Origin of the sequence: Pseudoalteromonas sp. HL-AS1, from assembly GCF_031198785.1 — a bacterium.
GTDB lineage: Bacteria > Pseudomonadota > Gammaproteobacteria > Enterobacterales > Alteromonadaceae > Pseudoalteromonas > Pseudoalteromonas distincta.
The window spans coordinates 1,509,369-1,531,550 of record NZ_CP133569.1 but is presented as its reverse complement, the minus strand read 5'-3'; the positions used below and the strand labels follow the sequence as shown (position 1 = coordinate 1,531,550).

Below are 22,182 nucleotides of genomic sequence, written 5' to 3'. Positions count from 1 at the left end.
AAATGCCCTTTTTTGTTTTTGAAAACCAAATTAGTGAGCTTGGTGTTTACCCTCTAAAATCTCTTCGATAAATTTAGCATTAAATGCTTCTAAATCAGCTGGGCTTCGACTTGTTACCAAACCTTGGTCTACACATACTTCTTGGTCAACCCAATTAGCACCTGCATTAATTAAATCGCTTTTAATACTAGGAAAAGAAGTAATAGTACGGTCGCGCAATTTATTAATTTCAGCTAACAACCACGGTGCGTGGCAAATTGCAGCAACGGGTTTGTTTTTTTCTGCACCAAAAAATCCATCAATAAATGCTTTAGCATCTTTATCTTGGCGTAAACTATCTGGATTAAATAAACCACCAGGAAGCATAAGCGCGTCGTAATCAGCAGGATCCGCGTTTGTAACTAGTTTATCTACTGTTACTTTATCGCCCCACTTGTCTTCATCCCAGCCAGTAATTTGGCCTTCTTTAATTGATACTATTTCGATGTTTGCACCAGCATCAAGTAATGCGCTGCGTGGAGATAAAAGCTCACTTTGCTCAAATCCATCAGTGGCTAAAATTGCGATTTTTTTGCCTTGTAAACGTGTGCTTGTTTGTAATGTACTCATTGAGATCTCCTTATTTTCTTAAAAGGTATATTTAAAATACACATTCAAAAAAGCACGATGCGTGCCGATAACAAGCAATTGAAAATAAAGGAGTTAATTTAAGTAGGATTTATAATGCCATGTAAATCATTTAGAAGGGATGAAAAAACTACATAGATCAGACATAGCTTTGCTACTTGGTGATTTAAATACAGAAGCTTCGCTTCTCGCGTGAGCAAGCCCAACGCCTACAACTAACGCTCGGCATTATGTTTATTTTGTAGACGCACAACTTGTTGGCGTGATGGGCAAAGCCCATAATTTTATGTTTAATAACTCCACGCAAAGCTCAGTCAACGACCAAGCTAAGTAGTGCTATTTAAAGCAGGTCTTTTAACGCTTTAGCCGGTTTAAAAACCGCTTTATTTGCGCCTTCTATTTCAATTGCAGCCCCTGTTTGTGGGTTACGCCCAGTACGCGCTGGGTAATAACTTAGCGCAAAGGTACCAAAGCCATTAATTTGAACTTGATCGCCCTCAGAAAGCGATTTAGTAATGACTTTTTGCAAGCTTGAAAGTGCCGCTTGAGAATCTTTTTTTGTTAATTCACTTTTGTGTGCAATGGCAGCAACGAGATCTGCTTTATTCATTTTAGGCTCCTAAATACACGCCAAATCAGTGTTGGTTAAGCGTGGGAATATGATGATATGAAAAATACCAAACCAAATTGGTAATAAAGCCACGCAGGCTAAGGGTTACAGGGGAACAAGTCAACCTTGTAGTTGCTAAGCTTTATGTGGTAAAAAGCCTTTGACTCTTTTTTGTATAATTTAGGTAGTATATGCACGCATTAATTGAATACATTCCACTCATACTGTTTTTTGCAGTGTTTAAACTCGTCGATATTTATTGGGCTACCGGTTTATTGATGGCCACTACGCTTATTCAAGTTGCTTATAGCTACTTTAAACATGGCAATGTACCTACTCGTCATTGGATATTTTTTGGCATTGCTGCCGTGTTTGGTACGCTAACGCTGGTACTTCATGATGAGCAATACATTAAATGGAAAGCAACACTGATATATGCAGGTTTAAGTTTAACGTTACTTGTTAGCCGTTATGTACTTAATAAAAATCTCGTTAAAAAAGCGCTTAGCTCAATCCTCGAAAACGCTAATGATACAAAACAAGCCATTGTTGTCCCAGAACCATTATGGGATAAGCTTAACCTAATGTGGGTTGCTATAACTGCTGGTATAGCGGCACTAAACATTTATATTGCGTATAATTTTTCGCTCGACTTTTGGGTTAACTTTAAAGTATTTGGTTTAATGGGTATTACCTTTGTAAGTATTTTTGCCACTATTATCGCCTTATATAAATACTTCCCTGATGAAGAAGAGCCTGCAAAGTAACCCCCCTCGTCATAAAAGTGTCGTCTTAGCTTGCTAGCTTATTAAAAAAAGCAAGTTGAGACGACCTTGGACGCTAATCAATACCGCTGGTTTGAATTTACCCTCATTTTTATATTGCTGCCCTTGTTGGGTTTTGGATTACGCGAGCATTTAGCTAATTGGCTTATCCCTGCGCTTATTATACTTATGAGTGTGTGTTGTATGTTGCTACTAGGCGATCCCCATTTTAAACGGTTTAGACTCACAAGCCTTGGACAATTTTCTACTGTTAAAAGGCGTGTGTTTAGCTTCTTTTTTTTAGGTGCGCTGTTCTCAGGCATGTTTTGCGGGATTATTCATCAAGGCAACTGGTTTACCCTTCCCCGTAACTCGTTTAATGATTGGCTTTTACTGTTGGTGCTCTACCCAATACTGTCGGTTATTCCTCAAGAATTAATATTCAGAACGTATTTTTTTCATCGTTATAAACGCATTATGCCAAAAAAAGCAGTGCGTATTGTAGTTAGTGCGAGTGTATTTGCGTTGGCGCATATTGTGTATGCAAATTGGATTGCAGTAGCCTTAGCCTTTTTGGGCGGTTTACTGTTTGCGTATACCTACGCACAAAGCCGCTCAACGGTCGTGTGTGTTATTGAACACAGCTTATGGGGGCTATGGATGTTTACACTCGGGATTGGCAGCTACCTCGATTCAGGCGCTATGAATTAGTGCTGTTTTATTATTAGTTTTGACAATAAAGAAAGCGCATAAGCATTTTGATGCTGCAAATTAATCATAATACTTATGCGATAGCTGTACGATAGTTCTTAATTAAGAACTACTGAGGTACTCTTACAACCCCTTCCATTAGTACACGTGCACTTCGACTCATACTTGCTTTGGTAACTTGCCAATTACCTGCATTATTTTTAGCCTCAGCACCTACTTTTAGCGTGCCCGACGGATGACCAAAGTTAACTTCACTCAATGCGCCGCCACCTGCGGCTATATTTACGAGTGTGCCTTCGATTGCTGCGGCCGTGCCAATAGCAACAGCGGCTGTGCCCATCATGGCATGATGCAGTTTACCCATCGACATAGCGCGTACTAATAAGTTAATGTTGGCAGCCTCAATAACTTTACCACTAGATGCTTTGTAATCTAAAGGCGCTGCAACAAACGCAACCTTTGGCGTATGTTGGCGAGCTTGAGCTTCATTAATGTTAGTGATTAAGCCCATTTTAACGGCGCCATAAGCACGAATGGTTTCGAGCTTTTTAAGCGCTGCAACATCGTTGTTAATATCGCCTTGTAGCTCTGTGCCGGTATAGCCAATATCAGCGGCGTTAATAAATACAGTGGGAATACCTGCATTTATCATTGTTGCTTTTAAAATGCCAACACCCGGTACTTCTAAGTCATCAACTACGTTGCCTGTTGGAAATAAAGCCCCATCCCCATCAGCAGGGTCTACAAACTCAAGCTTTACCTCAGCCGCTGGGAACGTAACACCGTCAAGCTCAAAGTCCCCTGTTTCTTGCACTTCGCCATTAGTCATTGGTACATGCACTAAAATGCTTTTTTTAATATTAGCCTGCCACACACGCACAATAGCAATACCATTATCGGGCACTTGGTTTTTATCAACTAAGCCATTACTAATAGCAAACGCACCCACTGCCGAAGTTAAGTTACCGCAGTTACCGCTCCAATCAACAAAGGCTTTATCAATAGCGACTTGCCCAAATAAATAATCTACATCGTGATTGGCTTGCTCACTTTTACTTAAAATGACCGTTTTACTGGTGCTTGATGTAGCACCACCCATGCCATCGGTTTGTTTTCCGTAAGGGTCGGGGCTACCAATAACACGAAGTAATAAGTTATCCCGCGCCTCACCTGCCACTTGGGCAGGCTTTGGCAAATCGGTTAAATTAAAAAACACACCTTTACTGGTACCGCCACGCATATAGGTTGCCGGCACTTTTATTTGTGGTTTAAACATTTTAAAAAATCCTTATTACGCATTTGTCGCTTCTAAAAAGTCTTGAGCAAAACGCTGTAATACACCACCAGCAGCATAAATAGAAAGCTCTTCTTGCGTATCGATACGGCACTTCATAGGCACAGTAAGCACTTCACCGTCTTTACGGGTAATACTTAAATTAACGGTGGCACCTGGTTTTAAATCACCCGTTACATTGTACGTTTCACTGCCATCCAGCTTTAGAGTTTTACGCGTTGTGCCTGCTTTAAACTCAAGCGGTAAAACCCCCATACCAATTAAGTTAGTACGGTGAATACGCTCAAAACCCTCTGCTGCGATTACTTCAACGCCTGCAAGTCTTACGCCTTTTGCAGCCCAATCGCGCGACGAACCTTGACCGTAATCGGCACCGGCTACAATAATAAGCGGTTGTTTACGCTCCATATAGGCTTCGATTGCTTCCCACATACGTGTGTTAGTGCCTTGTGGCTCTAAGCGTGCATACGAACCTTGCTTAACTTCGCCGTTTTCGTCAAGCACCATCTCGTTTAGCAGCTTTGGATTGGCAAATGTTGCGCGCTGCGCTGTTAAATGATCGCCCCGGTGCGTTGCGTACGAATTGTAATCTTCCTCTGGCACGTTCATTTTGGTCAGGTATTCGCCAGCAGCGCTGCTTGCCATAATTGCGTTTGATGGCGATAAATGATCCGTTGTAATGTTATCGCCAAGTACTGCAAGCGCGCGCATACCGGTCATAGTGCGCTCACCCGCACGTGCACCTTCCCAATAAGGAGGGCGACGAATATACGTACTTTCTGGGCGCCAGTCGTAAAGTGGGTCGTTATCTTCACCGTAATCTACGGTTAAATTAAACATCGGCTCGTATACTTTTCTAAATTGCTCAGGCTTAACGCTTTGCTTAATTACTGCGTCAATCTCTTCATCTGATGGCCATAAATCTTTAAGCGTAATATCGTTGCCTTGTTGATCTTGCCCAAGTATCCCTTTTTCAATATCAAAGCGAATAGTACCTGCAATAGCGTATGCAACAACCAAAGGAGGTGACGCTAAAAATGCTTGCTTAGCGTAAGGATGAATACGCCCATCAAAGTTACGATTACCTGAAAGTACAGCCGTTGCGTATAAATCACGTTCAATTACTTCTTTTTGAATCACAGGGTCAAGCGCCCCGCTCATACCGTTACACGTTGTACACGCAAAACCAACAATGCCAAAGCCAAGTTGCTCAAGCTCTGTTAGTAGGTTTGCATCTTCAAGGTATGATTGCACCGCTTTTGAGCCCGGTGCTAATGAGGTTTTAACCCAAGGTTTGCGCATTAAACCCTTAGCATTTGCATTACGGGCAAGGAGTGCTGCAGCAATTACATTGCGTGGATTACTGGTATTGGTACAACTAGTAATAGCCGCAATAATACATGCGCCGTCTGGCATTAAGCCTTCTTCATTTTCAACAACGCCCGAAATACCTTCTTTAGCTAAATCGCTTGTTGATACACGGCGGTGCGGATTAGATGGACCGGCAATATTGCGCCCCACGCTTGATAAATCAAACTTAAGTACACGTTCGTATTTTGCGGTTTTTAAGCTATCGCTCCAAAGGCCTGCTGTTTTTGCGTAGTTTTCTACAAGGGCGATTTGTTCTTCTTCACGCCCTGTTAAACGCAAGTAATCTATTGTTTTATCGTCGATATAAAACATGGCTGCAGTTGCGCCAAATTCAGGTGTCATGTTTGAAATGGTTGCTCTGTCGCCAAGTGTAAGCGCCTCAGCACCTTCACCGTAAAACTCTAAATAAGTAGATACAACACGTTGCTCACGTAAAAATTCAGTAATAGCCAGCACAATATCGGTTGCGGTAATACCTGGTTGGCGCTTACCTGTTAGCTCAACACCAACAATATCAGGTAGGCGAATATAAGAAGCGCGGCCAAGCATAACGCTTTCAGCTTCAAGCCCGCCTACACCCACGGCAATAACACCCAGCGCATCAACATGAGGCGTGTGGCTGTCGGTACCAACTAAGGTATCGGGAAATGCAATGCCATCTCGGTTTTGAATAACTGGCGACATTTTTTCAAGATTAATCTGATGCATAATCCCGTTACCCGGTGGGATCACGTCAATATTTTTAAACGCAGTTTTAGTCCAGTTTATAAAGTGAAAACGGTCGTCATTTCGTCTGTCTTCAATGGCGCGATTTTTTTCAAATGCGTCAGGCTCAAAACCGGCATGCTCTACCGCTAACGAATGGTCAACTATTAGCTGCGTAGGTACTACCGGATTCACTTTTGCCGGATCGCCGCCTTTGGCTGCAATTGCATCACGAAGCCCAGCTAAATCAACAAGTGCCGTTTGGCCTAAAATATCGTGGCATACTACGCGCGCCGGATACCACGGAAAATCCAAGTCTTGCTTGCGTTCAATTAGCTGATTAAGTGCATCGGTTAACATGGTAGGGTCGCACCGACGTACTAGGTTTTCGGCAAATACACGCGATGTATAAGGTAGCGTGGCGTATGCACCTGGCTTAATTGCATCTACGGCTTCTTGCGTATCGTAATAGTCGACGTTTGAGCCAGGTAAAGGTTTACGGTATTGGGTGTTATTAATTATGGTCATGGTAAGGGTTCGCTAATTTGGTGACGGTGTTTGCTCACAGCTAGCGTGTTTAATAAAAAGTTTGAGAAAAACTACTCGCTAATGGCTATGTGCAATAAAAAAGTGAGCACATGCGTGCTCACCCATTTTTTTAACGTGACTCTATTGGTGTGTAACTGCGTGCGTCAGGCCCTGTGTAATCGGCACTTGGGCGAATAATACGGTTGTTAGCGCGCTGCTCTTTTACATGTGCTGTCCAGCCCGTAACACGGCTCATTACAAATATTGGCGTAAATAATTTAGTCGGAATATCCATAAAATGATAAGCAGATGCATGGAAAAAATCAGCATTACAAAACAGTTTTTTCTCGCGCCACATAATTTCTTCACAACGAACAGACACAGGGTAAAGCACGGTATCGCCTACCTCTGCCGCTAGTTTTTCAGACCATTTTTTAATGATCACATTACGTGGATCAGACTCACGATAAATGGCATGGCCAAAGCCCATTATTTTGTCTTTACGTTCAAGCATGCCCATAATTTCTTGCTCAGCATGCTCAGCACTTGTAAAGCCTTGAATCATATCCATAGCGGCTTCGTTAGCACCACCATGTAATGGACCACGTAGCGTACCAATCGCACCTGTTACACAAGAATGAATATCAGAAAGCGTTGATGCACACACACGACCCGCAAATGTAGAAGCATTAAACTCATGCTCTGCGTATAAAATTAGTGATACGTTCATCACTTGTGCAAATAACTCGCTAGGTGCTTTGTCGTGTAACAGCGTTAAAAAATGTGCGCCAACTGAGTCGTCATCTGTTTGTGTTTCAATGCGAACGCCATCGTGTGTAAAGCGGTACCAGTAACAAATAATACTTGGGAACACAGCAATCATACGGTCGATTGCATCATTGGCTTGGCTAAAATCAAGCTCCATTTCAAGGTTACCCAACATTGAGCAACCCGTGCGCATTACATCCATTGGATGCGCATCTTTAGGAATATTTTCAAGCACGGTTTTAAGCGCATCAGGTAAGCCGCGTAAACTTTTTAGTTTTGCTTTATACTCAGCCAATTCGCTAGTTGTTGGTAACTCACCGCGTGAAAGTAAAAAAGACACTTCTTCAAACTGCGCTTTTTCGGCAAGTTCGCTAATATCGTAACCACAATACGTTAAACCAGAACCACTTTGTCCAACAGTACACAATGCTGTTTGACCAGCCACTTGTCCGCGTAAACCCGCGCCGCCTAATGCTTTATCTACCATGATCTTCTCCTATCTTAAATTTGTGTGTGATATCTATTTTAATAATTATTATTTGTCAGATTTTGATGAAAAAAGGGTGTCGAGTGTGTTCTCGTACGTGTGGTAATCTAAAAAGTCGTAAAGCTCAGAACGCGTTTGCATATTTTCGATTTGGCTTTGTTGCGAGCCTTCATTTAAAATTGCTGAATACACGTTTAATGCTGCTTTGTTCATGGCTCTAAATGCACTGAGTGGGTAAAGCACCATTTCAACACCTACATCGCTTAACTGCTCTTTAGTGTAAATAGGTGTTTGGCCAAACTCAGTAATGTTTGCCAAAATTGGAACGTTAATCGCTTTTGCAAATGCTTGGTAATCAGCAAGGTCGTGTACGGCTTCTGCAAAAATAGCGTCAGCACCGGCTTCAACACAGGCAGCTGCACGGTCTATCGCGGCGTTTAAACCTTCTTTTTGAAATGCATCGGTACGCGCCATAATATAAAAATCGCTATCGGTTTTTGCATCAACCGCCGCTTTAATGCGGTCAACCATTTCACCTTGGCTTACAATTTCTTTATTAGGGCGATGACCACAGCGCTTTTGCGCTACTTGGTCTTCTATATGAAAACCCGCTGCCCCCGCTTTAGTCATTTCTTTTACTGTGCGTGCAATGTTAAACGCCCCACCCCAACCGGTATCGGCATCAACAAGTAGTGGTAAATCGCTAGCACCGGTAATACGGCGAATATCTTCAAGCACGTTATCAAGGCTCGTCATACCCAAATCAGGCATACCAAACGAGGCGTTTGCAACACCGGCACCTGAGAGGTAAATAGCTTGGTGGCCCATTTTTTCAGCCATCATCGCGGTGTATGCGTTAATAGTACCTACTACTTGTAACGGGCGGTTATTGGCAATAGCGTGTTTAAATTTTAATCCTGCTGACATTACTTTCTCCTCACTTTGAACGGTTGCTACGTGGAGTAACTTATAGTTTTAATCTGTAATTATGACTGTTTAACTGCTCTACTTAACTTTTAGCCGTTAATAAATCAAATTTGGTTTGAATATTTGCTTGCGATGCACTTATATGGCGCTTCATGAGCATTTCGGCCAGTTCGCCATCGTGGTTTTCAATCGCGTTAATAATAGCTAAATGCTCATCAAACGCTTTTGATACACGCGGCCCCACCATGCCCATTTGTACACGGTACATGCGTATTAATTGATAGAGCTCATTACACAGTAAATGAATTAAATGCGCGTTTTTACTGCCTTGAATAATACGGTAATGAAAATCTAAATCGCCGGCTTCTTGATAATAAGATTCGCCCTCTTTAACACGTTGTGTTTGTAGGTGCTGATTAAGTAATTGCTTTAAGCCTTTTACTTCTTCGGGTTCCATATTGTCGGCAGCAAGTCTACATGCCAAGCCTTCAAGCGAACTACGAACTTGATAAACTTCAATCAAACGCTCAGCAGTAAGGGCAACTACTCGGCAACCTACGTTAGCTTTGCGCTCAACAAGGTAGCAACTTTCTAGGCGATTTAACGCCTCTCTAAGCGTTGCACGGCTTACACCATAACGTTTGGCAAGCTCAGGCTCTGATATTTTACTGCCTTGAACTATACTGCCTTCAACAATCTCACGGCGCATATCTACAAATACTTGATCTGATGCGGTAGTTATAGGCGTTTCGTTTAAAAATGTGTGTGTCATAAGTTATTTTTTAGATTGTCGACAATTAATGTGGTTACTATGGGCTTATTAAAAAATCATGTCAACCCTTAAACACATCACAATGGCTAAAAAACACGCTTATTGTCGACACTATCAACCTAAAGTCGCATAAAGATGGGTTTAAAATGGACTAAAACAGTGAAGTGTCGACAGCGCAATAAATCAGATGTTACGCTTTTTAGCGCTGAAAACACCTCGCATAAATGCTATTATCGCGCTTTATTTTTATAGTATGAGCTAACGCGTGAACGCCAACACTTTTATTCCTGAGCACTTTATTGATGACGTAAAAACCTATTTACCAGCGCATCTAAACTTAGATGACTTTTTAAATGCGTGTCGTAGGCCCCTCAGAAAATCTATCCGCGTTAATACATTAAAAATTAGCATTGAAGAATTTGTAGAACGTGCAACTGAAAAAAATTGGCTGCTAACCCCAATCCCATGGTGCAGTGAAGGCTTTTGGTTAGAGCGCCCAAGCGATGAAGAACAAAACCTGGCCCTAGGTAATACCGACTTGCATTTAAGCGGGGCTATGTACGTGCAAGAAGCAAGTTCAATGCTGCCCCCTATCGCATTAAAGCAAAGTATTAAACTCGCTAACTCGCAAAATAACACCGTGCTTGATATGGCATCAGCACCGGGTTCTAAAACATCACAACTTGCAGCACTTATGGATAACCAAGGCGTGCTTGTTGCAAATGAGCTATCGTCATCTCGCCTAAAGGTACTTAGCGCAACACTCAAACGTATGGGAGTTGGTAACTGTGCGCTCTCGCATTTTGATGGCGTTATATTTGGCAACTACATGTTTGAATGCTTTGATAGCATATTGCTAGACGCGCCATGCTCTGGCGAAGGTACTGTGCGTAAAGATGCCGAAGCACTAAAAAATTGGTCAATAGAATCAAACATACAAATAGCCCAAGTACAAAAAGACTTAATTAAAAGCGCTTTTTATGCATTAAAACCAGGTGGCACATTAGTGTATTCAACCTGCACACTTACCCCGCTCGAAAACCAACAAGTGTGCGATTATTTACTCAGTGAGTTTGGCGACTACATAGCGCCTGAGTCACTAAGTGATTTATTTGAAGGTGCAAGTAAAGCAACAACAAGTGAAGGCTATTTGCATGTTTGGCCGCAAATATTCGATAGCGAAGGCTTTTTTATTGCAAAATTTAAAAAACACACAAGTTGCAACAATCCAAATCAAACAGTTAAAAAAGGCGCATTTCCGTTTAACGAGTTTGATAAAAAACAAAGTACCGCGTTTATGCAATCGCTTAAAAAGCACTTTGGGTTAACTAACCTACCTGGCAGCCTAATGCAACGCGACAAAGAGCTGTGGTTATTTCCTGAGGGGTTTGAAGCCATACAAAATAAAATTAAGTACGCACGTTTAGGTATTCAAATTGGCATTATTCATAAAAATGGCGTAAGACTAACGCACGAATTTGCTACTGTGTTTGGCAACGAGTGCAAAACGAATATTTACGCGTTAAATAACGAGCAAGCCAATGATTATTTTCAAGGTAAAGATATACGCTTAACTGAGGCAACTCAAACAATAGGTGAAGTAGTTTTAACGCTGTGTGGTTGCCCTATCGGGCTGGGTAAATGGCAAAAAAATAAGATCAAAAACTCACTACCACGCGATCTAGTGCAAAATACGCAGTTAATAAGCTGGGGTTAAACTAAAGTACAAATTACGCATAATTAATCTAATCCTTTGTTATCAAATGTAACTAGGTGGCAAAATTAGTTATGCTTTATTGAGTAGCTTTACTATAGTTTTAAGTACTTTCTTCTCCCTAATGAACCAGAAAGTTTTTAGTTAACGCTAGACTCAATTTAGAGTCACTTTATAGCCCAGAGGTTTTTATAAGTCTCTGGGCAATTTTTTGCGCAGTATAATAACAATTTAGCTTTACCAAAAAACAAGTATTCATAAAGAAGTTATGAGACGCTGCGCTTTTAGAGAAGTGATAAATCAGTTAATTGAATAGATCACTTGGTCTCTGCTCATTTACTCCTCATTCACTTCTCTTTGTGCAATTGGTTTTTCAGATTTAACTTTAACGTGAACCCGCTTCACGATTATAAGTAAGCACAATTCTCTTGTAGAGATACAAGACGCACAGGCAAGCTCACTGACTTCGATGTGATAAATGATAGCTAATCATTTATCAATGAGAGATACAAGACGCACTGCTTACTGGCGTTTAAAAGCAACGCTTTTACATTTGAATGCATTAGTAAACAAGTGATTTAATCACCACAGAGAGCACCGAGAAAAAAAGGAGTAGTTATTTTAGAGCTAGTAACTGCTAGCAAATTTAACTTAGCTTTTCTCTGTGTAGCGCAAAGCGCCTCTGTGCTCTCAGTGGTGGGATCCATTTTTAAGTAATAAGAAACTGCGCTTTTACGTTTATGAGTAACTTATTACTTATGATCTAAATCAAACTCAGTTAAATGGCCATCGCCGTGTATTAACTGGTAGCGGGCTAAATTTCCTTGCTCTAGTGTTATTAAACTAATAGCTGAGTCACTTACTAAGTATTTTTGCCCTTCACCTTTAGTTTGGTGTTTATCTACTTCCATATGCCAGCGTTTAGTAAAAAAGTTTAAGGGACTTTTTGGGCCGTATAAAATTGAGTCGAGCTTATCGAGTATGTTTATTAATTTACGCGGGAACTCGTTTTTAATACCACTGGCGGTAAGTTGCCAAATTCGATTAGGATGGTCGCCAAAACGCTTTTGTACCGAAAAGCAAAATGAGTAATGTACGTCTCCCGATAAAATAAGCGTTTCGTTAGGTGTGTCGGTTCGTCTAAATGTATCAAGTAGCTTTTTGGCTGAGCCTTCGTGCGCCATCCAGTTTTCTACGTCAACCATAAGAGGTTGCCCGCAAATATTAAACATGGCTTGAATGGCTTCTATTGATTTAACACCAAATACGGGGGCTGGCGATACAATAATAACCTGATCGTAGCTTAATAGGCTTTCTTCAAGCTCTGTGAGGCGTTCCCAATCAAGTAGACCTGAAGGCTCATTAAAGTTTTGCTCATTTCGCCAACGGTGTGTACGTGTATCTAGCACCACTACTTTTGGGGTTATTGTTAACTCATAATGCCAAAAACTAAAATCGTTTAGTGGTTTATCAAATGCTTTAAACTGCCATAAATTATTAGCAGTACGGCTTTGCTTAAAAGGTGTTAGTAACTCGCCTGTTTTATTTAGTGCATCGTTCCCCATTCCTTGAAAAAGCCAATAACTAATTAAGCCGTTATTGATGATCCGTTTACTACTTGGGTTTTCATTTATAGCTTGCTCCCACCCAGCGGTGAGGTTCCAATCATCAGTTACATCGTGATCGTCAAACATCATTAATGTCGATACATTGGCAAACAATCGCTCTACTTCACTTAATCCTTTTGCATAATCAATCAGTGCTGTTTTTTCAGCGTCAAAAATAGTTTTGTTTTGCTTGTTTTGACCTGAATACATTGTGTTTTGTATATCAACGCATTGCCAAGCAGCAGCACTAAAATTTAATAAATAGAGTGCAATGTATTCTTCAAAATGAATAAGGTGATTGTAGGCTTTTACGCTTGAAAAATGAGGTTCGTCTTTTTTTAGCCAGTAACCAACACCTAACTTTGAGCGTTTTTGCCAAGGCGTTTTTGGTAAAAATAAATGGCGATTATAAAGTTGCTCATTTATATCGCCCGGTAGCTCAATGGCAAGTGGTTGCTCTTTATAGATACCTAAGGCTTTAATTAACTGATGAATAGCTAATAACATGGGGCCTGCTACATCATCGGCGTAAACCTGGTCACCGCTCAGTAATAACAATTGTGCGCCTTGAGTATTATTACCGCGCTGAGTATTTTGCCAGTAACTTGCAGACACTAAGCTATCTTTTGCTGGATGATGTGCATTACGGCACGAGCCATGCAAAATATCACTGAGTTTATCGGGGATTACAAATGCAGGCGTTGTTTGATTGCTATAGCACCAAGGCGATAAATCGATTGCTGTATCGTCAATTACAAGCTCATAGCTTAATAAGCTATCTAGAGGGAGTTTGTTGTCTATTGGCTTTATAATAATGAAATGCAGGTATAAATGTTCCCCTAAAGAAACAGTGTGTTGCTCGCTATAACACTCAACATTTAATAAGTTTATATGGCAGTTTGCAGGCTTGGAGGTAGCAAACTGAATACAGACTCCAGTTTGCTCTGCACGGCGCACCATTGGCCCCATTAGTAAAATAGGAAGGTTTGCCGTGTGAGTAATCATTTATTTAACCTTTAGCTGCTAATTTAAATAAAGAATAAAAGTTCTCGGTAGTCGCTTTAGCCAGTTCATTAAAGCTAATGCCTTTAAGTTCGCTAATGTAATAAGCAACATCTTCTACGTACGCTGGCTGATTTGTTTGCCCACGATACGGTACCGGCGCTAAATAAGGCGAGTCGGTTTCTATTAGTAATCTATCGAGCGGTATTTGTTTTACTACTTCTTTTAGCTCACTTGCATTTTTAAAGGTAACAATGCCCGAAATAGAAATATAAAAGCCCATGTCTATGGCTTTTTTAGCCATATCCCAGTCTTCAGTAAAGCAATGTAGTACACCACCGCAGTTTTCGGCCTTGTGCTCACGCATTAAATTAATGGTATCGCTGCGGGCATCACGAGTATGAATAATTAACGGTTTTTGTAATTCGTTAGCTACTTCAATATGCCCAACAAAGCTTGCTTGCTGCACTGCGTGAGTATCTTTTGAATAGTAGTAATCAAGACCCGTTTCACCAATAGCAACGACTTTGTCGTGTGAAGCTAAGTCGATTAGTTGCTGTTTATTAAGGGCGTCTTTTTGATCAAGTGGATGTACACCACATGAGGCTGAAACATCGTCGTAATGCTTAATTTTATCAAGCATGCTTGGAAACTGATCAAGCGTTACGCTTACACATAAAAAGTGCTCTATTTGCTTTGCACGCGCTTTATCAAGAACTTGGTCAAGGTTTAAGTCTAGTTTATCAAAATCAAGACGGTCTAAATGGCAATGAGAATCTACAATCACTATAAGGCCTGTATTATGTTCAGGGTTTAAATTTGTTCGTTTAATTTATTATCTTAGTAATTAAAAGAACCCAATATAGGGCGGCGTTAATCTCAATGAAAAACCGACCCTATAACTACATGGTATATGTTTGATCGCCTGAGTTTAACATAGTCCCAAGGAGCTTTTCGATTTTAGCGTTTAGGTTTGTTTTATCATCTAAAAAACTAATACCAATACCTGGAGGATTAGAGCTTTGTGCACCTTGTGGCGTGATCCACGACACTTTACCTGTTACTACATCATCTTCTAAGGCATCGGGCAAGGTAACTCTAAGCGCTAATGAATGCCCTGCTTCGTAACGCATATTAGTACGTACAAATAAGCCACCTTTTTTTAAGTAAGGCATATAACAACGGTATAACTCGTCTAAATCGTCTATGTCTACTAGTAGTTCTTGCATGATTAATCCTTTTAAGAATTTCGCAATGTGTATGATAATCGTGATACAGCAAGCGGTAAATTAAGGCCAAGTACTTGTGTGTTATTTTGTAAAAACTCGCCTAATGCATTTTGCGCACTTTGATAAGCGTCAAAACTCATGCCTTGCAGTAATTGCTGCTTTAGTTGCACGCTTAAAAACAAAGTAAATATGCGAACAAGTTCAGGCTGTTTATTTATTATATCGACTAACGCTTTGAAATTATGGCTTTGTTTAAACTCAGTTGCAAACTTATACAGTGTATCAATATTTTTTAGCTGGTCTTGCTGTTGCCAATGCTTTACTTGCAGCGGTTGGTTATAAAAAAGTGCTAACCAACTATAGTTAGGAATATCTAATGTCTCTAGCCATTGCTGAGCAAGTGTTGTATTAGTTATTTTTACATCACTTTTAGCACATCGACTTAAAATAGTTGCAGGGAGCTGCTGTGGTTGGCTTGTGGTTAATATTAAAAAGCGGCTATTAGTTGGCTCTTCAAGTGTTTTTAATAATGCGTTAGCTGCTGCTGTGGTCATTTTTTCGCAATTTTCGATTATCGCGACTTTATTGCCATTTTGCGCTGCAGAGTGATTCATAAAATCACTAATACCACGAATATCATCTACACCAATACTTTGCCCATCGACTTGCGTTAAACGTTTGTCGGGGTGAGTACCCGCAAGAGTAAGTAAGCAGCTTTTACACTGTCCGCAAGGTTTTAGCATACTGTTTTGCACAGCTACCTGCTTAGCTATATTTTGGCATAACAAAGCATTCCCAAGCTCATCACTTAGCTCAAACTTACCTACGCCAACAGGCCCACAAAATAATTGCGCATGATGAAAACGCTCTGCGCGATAACTTTTCGCTAAACGTGCTTGAGTATCATGTAGCCACGGCAATGGCATATTATTTTAGGCCTTCAAAAAATGAATGCAGTACATTGGTAATATCGCGATGTACTTTATCAATACTTTGGTTTGCATCAACTGTTTTAATTGTGTTGTCGTCATTAGCAAGTTCAACATAACGCATACGTGTACGCTGAAAAAACTCAATGGCTTCTTGTTCAATACGGTCAAGCTCACCACGCCCTTTTGCACGTTCAAGGCCTATTACTGGGTCAATATCAAGGTAAATAGTTAAATCAGGCTTTAAGCCTTTTAACACCATTGACGAAAGTGAAGCTAATGTATTTGAGCTAATGCCACGCCCGCCACCTTGATACGCCTGAGACGATAAATCATGACGATCGGCAAGTACCCATTGGCCTTTATCAAGCGCTGGGGTAATAACATTGTGCATCAGCTGCGAGCGAGCTGCGTACATAATAAGCAACTCGGTTTCAAAGGCAATTTCTTCTTCGTGCTCTGCTTTTACAAGCGTACGAAGCGATTCAGCCAGTGGCGTGCCGCCAGGTTCGCGGACGTTAATGAAGTCTATTTTTTGTTTGTTTAAAAAGTCTTGGCATAGCGAAATAGCGGTTGATTTACCCGCGCCTTCTAGCCCTTCTATTACTATAAATTTTGGTTTCATAAAATATTAATTCTTTTTATTTAATATATACGTTTTAACTGCTGCGTTATGCTGCTTTAACGTGGTTGAAAATTGGTGGCTACCATCGCCTTTTGATACAAAGTAAACGTATTCACTTTGCGGCGGATTAACTGCAGCTAAAATAGCGGCTTTTGATGGCATTGCAATCGGTGTTGGCGGTAAACCATTAATACGATACGTATTGTAAGGCGTATAATCGCGCAAATCTTTACGTTTAATATCACCATCAAAGTCAGCGCCTAATCCGTATATTACGGTTGGATCGGTTTGCAGACGCATATTGGTGTTTAATCGATTAACAAACGCTGATGCAATTAATGGACGCTCGCTGGCAAGGCCTGTTTCTTTTTCAATAATTGAAGCCATTATTAGTGCTTCGTATGCTGTTTTATAGGGTAGATTAGCAGCGCGCTGCTGCCAAGCATCATCTAACGTTTGCTGCATTTTTTGTGCTGCACGTTTTAATACACTGCTTGCAGTATCGTTATTATGATAATGGTAAGTGTCGGGGAATAACCAGCCTTCTAAGTGCGTGTCATTACCCAGTATTTGAGTACTTAGTTCGTCAGTTTTTAAATCGTTTTGTAAATTATCAGCTTTTTTAATAGCACTTAGTACTTCACGTAAGTTTTGCCCTTCAATTATGGTAAAACTAAAACTAATTTGCTGACCTTGGTTAATTTTTTTTACGTTGTTAATAACGCTATCGGCTGTTAGCTCGTAAAGCCCCGCTTTTAAGTCGGTAAGTGTGGGATCTAATTTGGCAATTACCTGATAACGCCAACAACTTTCTACCCAGTTATTAGCTTGCCATTGTTGGCATAACTTATTAAAGCCAGTGCCATGCTTAACTTCAAATTGTGTGTTTTGTGCTACCTTTAACGGGCTATTTATTGTTGCTTGTAATTGCTGGTAACCAACAGCAGTGGTTATAACAGCTAACAAAAGTACCGATAAAATAACTTTTAACACTCAGCCTCCTTGGCTAATAATTTAGTTAGTAATGCGTGGCTTTCTTCTGTATTAAATACCTGTTGCTCAATACGTTTTACAGGTACTGCTCCCATTAAGCTATTACACACAAATACGGCGTCTGCTTGGGTTAAGTCTTCTACTTTCACGCGTTTAAATTCAACAGGCAATTTATCACATAACGATTGTAGATAAACGCCCTTTATTCCGCACTCATCAAGCAATGGCGTAAACACACGCTTATTTTTAATCGCAAAAATATTAGCTGCAGAAGCTTCAATTACATTGTTATTGTAATCAAGCACTAACACATCGTCGCAGTTTTGCGTTTGCATTGCTTTTTTAACTAGTACTTGCTCAAGCCGGTTTAGTGTCTTAAGACCCGCTAAATAAGGCTGTGCTGCTAATTTAATTGGGCTTACTTCTAGATTTACACCTTTTTTAACAAGCGCTTCGTAATTACTAGGGTAATCTAATATGCTCAATAAAATAGTAATATTACACTCACTTGGCAGCCCATAACCACGTCCGCCTTCGCCTCGCGTTACAAGTATTTTAAGCACGTTGAGTGGTGCAGCTTTTATATGCAAAGCAATTTGGTTTTCAAGGCGATTAAAATCTAGCTCAGGAAAACCCAAACGCTGTGCGCATTCAATCAAACGCGCTTTATGATGAGCCCAATACTGTACTTGCCCATCAACAACTTTAGCCGTTGTAAAAAAGCCGTCACCGTAATTTAAGCCTCTGTCACGCGTGCTTAAAGTGCTGTTTTGATCTACTGCTATTATTGTTTGCATTTTATTTGGCATATAAAAAAAGCCCAGTTAAACAACTGAGCTCTTATAATTTGATTCGTTGTTAAAAAAGATTATACCTTTTTAAATAGCAACGAGCCATTAGTACCACCAAAACCGAACGAGTTACACAGTGCAAAGTCTAACTTTGCATCACGTGCAGTGTGAGCAATATAATCTAAGTCACACCCTTCGTCTGGGTTATCAAGGTTGATAGTTGGCGACACTTTTTGATCTGTCAGTGATAAAATCGAAATAATCGATTCAACCGAGCCTGCAGCACCTAACAAGTGACCCATCATCGATTTAGACGAGCCTACCATTACATCTTTAGCTGCGTTACCAAAAATAGACTTAACAGCGGCAGTTTCTGCTTTATCGCCTGCATTTGTAGATGTACCGTGTGCGTTAATGTAACCAATTTGCTCAGCGTTTACTTGCGCATCATTTAGTGCGTTTTGCATTGCAAGGGCAGCACCTGCACCATCTTCTGGTGGTGATGTCATGTGGTACGCATCGCCGCTCATACCAAAGCCAACAAGCTCAGCATAAATTTTAGCGCCACGTGCTTTAGCATGTTCGTACTCTTCAACTACAACAACACCTGCACCGTCAGAAAGCACAAAGCCATCGCGGTCTTTATCCCAAGGGCGAGAAGCCGCTTGTGGGTCGTCATTGCGGGTTGAAAGTGCACGTGCAGCATTAAAGCCACCCATACCAATTGGGGTACAGGCTTTTTCTGCACCGCCAGCAACCATTGCATCTGCATCACCGTAGGCAATCATGCGCGCGGCATGGCCAATATTATGCAAACCAGTAGTACAGGCTGTTACAATTGAAATATTTGGACCACGAAGTCCATGCATCATTGATAAGTGACCTGAGATCATATTAATAATAGTAGACGGCACATAAAATGGCGATAACTTGCGCGGACCACTATTTAATAACTTAATGTGGTTTTCTTCGATAAGCGTTAAGCCACCAATACCAGAGCCCACAGCAACACCTATACGTGTTGCGTTTTGCTCAGTAATTTCAAGGCCTGAATCTTTAAAGGCTTGAACACCCGCTGCAATGCCGTACTGAATAAACAAGTCCATTTTTTTAGTATCTTTCGCTGACATGTATGCAGTTGCATCAAAGTCATTTATTAAACCAGCGAATTTAGTACCAAATTTTGATGTTTCAAAGTGGGTTATTGTTTGAATGCCACTTTTGCCATCTAATAAGCCTTGCCAGGTTGATTGAACATCATTACCTAGCGGCGTCAACATTCCTAAGCCAGTTACGACGACTCGACGTTTAGCCACGGTTTGCCTCCAATAAGGGATATTTTACAAGGGGATGATCATACCCAAGCTACCTCAAAGTGCTAGTCCCAAAATAGATTAAAAACGCATAACACAATCAAAATTAATTTTTAGCTAAAATTGAGCATTGAGGCTTAAGTTTTGAATCACGAACTTTGAGGTGGTTTGGATATAAAAAATTAAAGGCAGCGGATGCTGCCTTTAACGTGCAATTAATTACTCAGCGTGTGCTGTTACGTAATCGATAGCAGTTTGTACTGTAGTGATCTTCTCAGCTTCTTCATCTGGGATCTCAGTATCAAACTCTTCTTCAAGAGCCATTACTAGTTCAACAGTATCAAGAGAATCTGCACCTAGGTCATCTACGAAAGAAGATTCATTTTTAACTTCTTCTTCTTTAACACCTAGTTGTTCAATAATAATTTTCTTTACGCGTTCTTGGATATCGCTCATTCTTCTTTCCTTTATTAAAAACGCCGATGCGTTATTTTCAGATTGCCGCGTAGTTTACGCGGCATAATTCTCTGATTCAATGATTTGACCATAAATAATTGTCTGGTCAAACCTCTGAGTGTGTGTTTTGTCTTTTATCGCTTATTTTCGCAGCGATTTCAAGTATGTTTAAAGCAAGTTCACAAATAATTCAATGTTTTTGAGGTAACTTACTTAACTTTATTAGGTAATAATGTGGTTACAATGGTTATTAAACCATGTACATCGCGCCATTTACATGCAAAGTTTCACCTGATACGTACGCAGCAGCGTCAGATGCTAAATAACATACCGCAGCTGCAATTTCGTCTGGTTGACCTAAACGCCCTGCTGGAACATTTGCAAGTGTTGCTGCTTTTTGCTCGTCAGTTAAATCATCAGTCATATCAGTTTGAATAAAACCAGGTGCTACTACATTTACTGTAATACCACGTGATGCCACTTCGCGTGCAAGTGACTTAGAAAAACCAATTACGCCTGCTTTAGCCGCTGCATAGTTAGCTTGCCCTGCATTACCCATAGTGCCCACTACTGAGCCAATATTGATAATACGACCTTTCTTTTTCTTCATCATTGGACGAAGTACTGCTTTAGATAAACGGAAAATCGAGCTTAAGTTAGTGTCGATTATATCGTCCCACTCAGTCTCTTTCATACGCATTAATAGGTTATCACGTGTGATACCTGCGTTATTAACAAGTACGTCAATATCGCCAAAATCAGCTTTTATTGCGGCAAGTGTCGCTTCAATAGATGCAGGATCCGTTACATTTAATGCATAACCTTTACCATTGTCTCCTAGGTACTCGCTGATTTTAGCAGCGCCTGACTCGCTTGTAGCAGTGCCTGCAACTTTTGCACCTTGCGCAACTAATGTTGTTGCAATTGCTTTACCAATACCACGGCTAGCGCCAGTAATTAGGACAATTTTGCCCTCTAAAGAAAATAAATTAGACATTTTATATACTCTTATTTAGCTGCAGCGATTGAAGCGGCATCGTTTACTGAGCCACAAACCATTGCTTTATCAATTCGTTTCGCAAGCCCTGTTAATACTTTACCAGGACCAAATTCGTAGCTTTGCGTTACATCTTGTGCAACCAAGGCTTGTACTGTTTCTGTCCAGCGAACTGGGCTATAAAGCTGGCGTACTAGTGCATCTTTAATTGCATCAGCGGTCGATTCAGCTTTTACATCAACATTATTAATTACATCACACTTAGGTGTATTAAATGTTAAAGCGGCTAAGTCTACCGCTAGCTTATCAGCTGCTGGCTTCATTAGTTCACAATGTGAAGGTACGCTAACCGAAAGTGGTAATGCGCGTTTAGCACCAGCATCTTTACATGCTTGTGATGCTCTATCTACTGCCGCTTTATGCCCTGCGATAACAACTTGACCAGGAGAATTGTAGTTAACAGGAGATACAACCTCACCTTGCGCTGAGGCAGCACATGCCGCTTTTATTTCTTCATCGCCTAAGCCAATAATCGCAGCCATTGAACCTACGCCTGCAGGTACAGCTTCTTGCATGTATAAACCACGGTTTTCAACAAGCTTAACAGCTTCGCTCAAGCTTAGTACGTCGCTACATACTAGTGCTGAATATTCACCTAAGCTGTGACCGGCCATAACAACGTCTGCATCTGGGTTTGCTGCAAGCCAATCACGGTAAATAGCAACACTTGCAGTTAATAATGCAGGTTGTGTACGATGAGTTTGATTTAATTTTTCTTCTGGGCCATTAAGAACTAGCTCTGCTAAGTCGTAACCCAGTGCATCTGATGCTTCTGCAAATGTTGCTTTAACAATGTCAGAACTCTCTAGTAGTTCTTGTAACATACCAACGCTTTGCGAGCCTTGACCTGGGAATAGAAGTGCAATTTTTTGTGCCATACTTTGCTCTTTTTAATTAAACAA

The 22,182-nt window shown here is 40.7% G+C and carries 21 protein-coding genes; 3 read left to right on the top strand and 18 right to left on the bottom strand.

The annotated features are described in order from the left end of the window. Window positions 1-30: 30 nt before the first annotated feature. Together RB214_RS07225 and RB214_RS07220 are read right to left on the bottom strand one after the other, a co-directional pair. The gene (locus RB214_RS07225) at window positions 31-609 is read right to left on the bottom strand and encodes a type 1 glutamine amidotransferase domain-containing protein (protein WP_024595007.1); all 579 of its coding nucleotides are present in this window, start codon (window positions 607-609) and stop codon (window positions 31-33) included. Between the two features lie 358 nt (window positions 610-967). Further along, the gene (locus tag RB214_RS07220) at window positions 968-1,237 is read right to left on the bottom strand and encodes an HU family DNA-binding protein (RefSeq protein WP_309168689.1); all 270 of its coding nucleotides are present in this window, start codon (window positions 1,235-1,237) and stop codon (window positions 968-970) included. Between the two features lie 191 nt (window positions 1,238-1,428). Here RB214_RS07220 and RB214_RS07215 point away from each other — a divergent pair, with 191 nt between their 5' ends. Together RB214_RS07215 and RB214_RS07210 are read left to right on the top strand one after the other, a co-directional pair. Continuing rightward, window positions 1,429-2,004 carry an inner membrane-spanning protein YciB gene (locus RB214_RS07215; RefSeq protein WP_096792927.1) on the top strand — a complete coding sequence of 192 codons (576 nt, stop codon included), beginning with the start codon at window positions 1,429-1,431 and terminating at the stop codon, window positions 2,002-2,004. A 66-nt stretch (window positions 2,005-2,070) separates the two neighbouring features. Next, window positions 2,071-2,712 (top strand): CPBP family intramembrane glutamic endopeptidase, encoded by a 642-nt coding sequence (locus tag RB214_RS07210; protein WP_309168688.1) that lies wholly within the window; start codon window positions 2,071-2,073, stop codon window positions 2,710-2,712. A gap of 109 nt (window positions 2,713-2,821) precedes the next feature. Here the strand turns inward: RB214_RS07210 and prpF are convergent, their stop codons facing one another. From prpF to RB214_RS07185, 5 genes are all read right to left on the bottom strand, one after another. Continuing rightward, the gene (gene prpF, locus RB214_RS07205; protein ID WP_309168687.1) at window positions 2,822-3,988 is read right to left on the bottom strand and encodes a 2-methylaconitate cis-trans isomerase PrpF; all 1,167 of its coding nucleotides are present in this window, start codon (window positions 3,986-3,988) and stop codon (window positions 2,822-2,824) included. A 15-nt stretch (window positions 3,989-4,003) separates the two neighbouring features. Next, window positions 4,004-6,610, bottom strand: coding sequence for a Fe/S-dependent 2-methylisocitrate dehydratase AcnD (gene acnD, locus RB214_RS07200; RefSeq protein ID WP_309168686.1), 2,607 nt, complete (start codon window positions 6,608-6,610; stop codon window positions 4,004-4,006). Between the two features lie 130 nt (window positions 6,611-6,740). Then, the gene (prpC, locus tag RB214_RS07195; RefSeq protein ID WP_309168685.1) at window positions 6,741-7,865 is read right to left on the bottom strand and encodes a 2-methylcitrate synthase; all 1,125 of its coding nucleotides are present in this window, start codon (window positions 7,863-7,865) and stop codon (window positions 6,741-6,743) included. A gap of 48 nt (window positions 7,866-7,913) precedes the next feature. Then, window positions 7,914-8,792, bottom strand: coding sequence for a methylisocitrate lyase (gene prpB / locus RB214_RS07190; protein WP_002962361.1), 879 nt, complete (start codon window positions 8,790-8,792; stop codon window positions 7,914-7,916). A gap of 82 nt (window positions 8,793-8,874) precedes the next feature. Beyond that, a complete protein-coding gene (locus tag RB214_RS07185; RefSeq protein ID WP_024604139.1) occupies window positions 8,875-9,564 on the bottom strand; it encodes a GntR family transcriptional regulator in 690 nt (229 codons plus the stop codon). A gap of 265 nt (window positions 9,565-9,829) precedes the next feature. Here RB214_RS07185 and rsmF point away from each other — a divergent pair, with 265 nt between their 5' ends. Beyond that, complete coding sequence (rsmF, locus tag RB214_RS07180) at window positions 9,830-11,281, top strand: 16S rRNA (cytosine(1407)-C(5))-methyltransferase RsmF (RefSeq protein WP_309168684.1); 1,452 nt, start codon at window positions 9,830-9,832, stop codon at window positions 11,279-11,281. 749 nt (window positions 11,282-12,030) lie between these two features. On the opposite strand, the gene RB214_RS07175 is transcribed toward rsmF, so the two are convergent. From RB214_RS07175 to fabD, 11 genes are all read right to left on the bottom strand, one after another. Further along, window positions 12,031-13,890, bottom strand: a complete 1,860-nt coding sequence (locus RB214_RS07175; protein WP_309168683.1) for a metallophosphatase — start codon at window positions 13,888-13,890, stop codon at window positions 12,031-12,033. Window positions 13,891-13,894: 4 nt separating this feature from the next. Continuing rightward, complete coding sequence (locus RB214_RS07170; RefSeq protein ID WP_309168682.1) at window positions 13,895-14,674, bottom strand: YchF/TatD family DNA exonuclease; 780 nt, start codon at window positions 14,672-14,674, stop codon at window positions 13,895-13,897. 115 nt (window positions 14,675-14,789) lie between these two features. After that, on the bottom strand, window positions 14,790-15,116 hold the full coding sequence (locus RB214_RS07165) for a PilZ domain-containing protein (protein ID WP_002962367.1): 327 nt from the start codon (window positions 15,114-15,116) through the stop codon (window positions 14,790-14,792). An 11-nt stretch (window positions 15,117-15,127) separates the two neighbouring features. Next, the gene (locus tag RB214_RS07160; protein ID WP_309168681.1) at window positions 15,128-16,042 is read right to left on the bottom strand and encodes a DNA polymerase III subunit delta'; all 915 of its coding nucleotides are present in this window, start codon (window positions 16,040-16,042) and stop codon (window positions 15,128-15,130) included. Between the two features lies 1 nt (window position 16,043). Then, the gene (tmk, locus tag RB214_RS07155; RefSeq protein WP_002962371.1) at window positions 16,044-16,670 is read right to left on the bottom strand and encodes a dTMP kinase; all 627 of its coding nucleotides are present in this window, start codon (window positions 16,668-16,670) and stop codon (window positions 16,044-16,046) included. Between the two features lie 6 nt (window positions 16,671-16,676). Beyond that, window positions 16,677-17,663 (bottom strand): endolytic transglycosylase MltG, encoded by a 987-nt coding sequence (gene mltG / locus RB214_RS07150; protein ID WP_309168680.1) that lies wholly within the window; start codon window positions 17,661-17,663, stop codon window positions 16,677-16,679. After that, a complete protein-coding gene (gene pabC, locus RB214_RS07145) occupies window positions 17,657-18,472 on the bottom strand; it encodes an aminodeoxychorismate lyase (protein WP_309168679.1) in 816 nt (271 codons plus the stop codon). The genes mltG and pabC overlap by 7 nt, the downstream gene beginning before the upstream one ends. A 59-nt stretch (window positions 18,473-18,531) precedes the next feature. Then, window positions 18,532-19,770 carry a beta-ketoacyl-ACP synthase II gene (gene fabF / locus RB214_RS07140; RefSeq protein WP_309168678.1) on the bottom strand — a complete coding sequence of 413 codons (1,239 nt, stop codon included), beginning with the start codon at window positions 19,768-19,770 and terminating at the stop codon, window positions 18,532-18,534. A gap of 216 nt (window positions 19,771-19,986) precedes the next feature. Continuing rightward, window positions 19,987-20,223: an acyl carrier protein gene (acpP, locus tag RB214_RS07135; protein ID WP_002962377.1), complete on the bottom strand. Its 237-nt coding sequence runs from the start codon at window positions 20,221-20,223 to the stop codon at window positions 19,987-19,989. A 250-nt stretch (window positions 20,224-20,473) separates the two neighbouring features. Beyond that, on the bottom strand, window positions 20,474-21,220 hold the full coding sequence (gene fabG / locus RB214_RS07130; protein ID WP_002962378.1) for a 3-oxoacyl-ACP reductase FabG: 747 nt from the start codon (window positions 21,218-21,220) through the stop codon (window positions 20,474-20,476). A gap of 11 nt (window positions 21,221-21,231) precedes the next feature. Next, the gene (gene fabD, locus RB214_RS07125) at window positions 21,232-22,158 is read right to left on the bottom strand and encodes an ACP S-malonyltransferase (RefSeq protein ID WP_039490050.1); all 927 of its coding nucleotides are present in this window, start codon (window positions 22,156-22,158) and stop codon (window positions 21,232-21,234) included. Window positions 22,159-22,182: the final 24 nt, after the last annotated feature.

Excerpts from the sequence above, each read along its gene's own strand:
- prpB (WP_002962361.1), bottom strand. The coding sequence starts at position 8,792 with ATGTCAGCAGGATTAAAATTTAAACACGCTATTGCCAATAACCGCCCG.
- acpP (WP_002962377.1), bottom strand. The coding sequence starts at position 20,223 with ATGAGCGATATCCAAGAACGCGTAAAGAAAATTATTATTGAACAACTA.
- RB214_RS07225 (WP_024595007.1), bottom strand. The coding sequence starts at position 609 with ATGAGTACATTACAAACAAGCACACGTTTACAAGGCAAAAAAATCGCA.
- pabC (WP_309168679.1), bottom strand. The coding sequence starts at position 18,472 with ATGCCAAATAAAATGCAAACAATAATAGCAGTAGATCAAAACAGCACT.
- fabD (WP_039490050.1), bottom strand. The coding sequence starts at position 22,158 with ATGGCACAAAAAATTGCACTTCTATTCCCAGGTCAAGGCTCGCAAAGC.
- tmk (WP_002962371.1), bottom strand. The coding sequence starts at position 16,670 with ATGAAACCAAAATTTATAGTAATAGAAGGGCTAGAAGGCGCGGGTAAA.
- prpF (WP_309168687.1), bottom strand. The coding sequence starts at position 3,988 with ATGTTTAAACCACAAATAAAAGTGCCGGCAACCTATATGCGTGGCGGT.
- RB214_RS07160 (WP_309168681.1), bottom strand. The coding sequence starts at position 16,042 with ATGCCATTGCCGTGGCTACATGATACTCAAGCACGTTTAGCGAAAAGT.
- fabG (WP_002962378.1), bottom strand. The coding sequence starts at position 21,220 with ATGTCTAATTTATTTTCTTTAGAGGGCAAAATTGTCCTAATTACTGGC.
- RB214_RS07165 (WP_002962367.1), bottom strand. The coding sequence starts at position 15,116 with ATGCAAGAACTACTAGTAGACATAGACGATTTAGACGAGTTATACCGT.
- acnD (WP_309168686.1), bottom strand. The coding sequence starts at position 6,610 with ATGACCATAATTAATAACACCCAATACCGTAAACCTTTACCTGGCTCA.
- RB214_RS07175 (WP_309168683.1), bottom strand. The coding sequence starts at position 13,890 with ATGATTACTCACACGGCAAACCTTCCTATTTTACTAATGGGGCCAATG.
- RB214_RS07220 (WP_309168689.1), bottom strand. The coding sequence starts at position 1,237 with ATGAATAAAGCAGATCTCGTTGCTGCCATTGCACACAAAAGTGAATTA.
- RB214_RS07215 (WP_096792927.1), top strand. The coding sequence starts at position 1,429 with ATGCACGCATTAATTGAATACATTCCACTCATACTGTTTTTTGCAGTG.
- prpC (WP_309168685.1), bottom strand. The coding sequence starts at position 7,865 with ATGGTAGATAAAGCATTAGGCGGCGCGGGTTTACGCGGACAAGTGGCT.
- RB214_RS07185 (WP_024604139.1), bottom strand. The coding sequence starts at position 9,564 with ATGACACACACATTTTTAAACGAAACGCCTATAACTACCGCATCAGAT.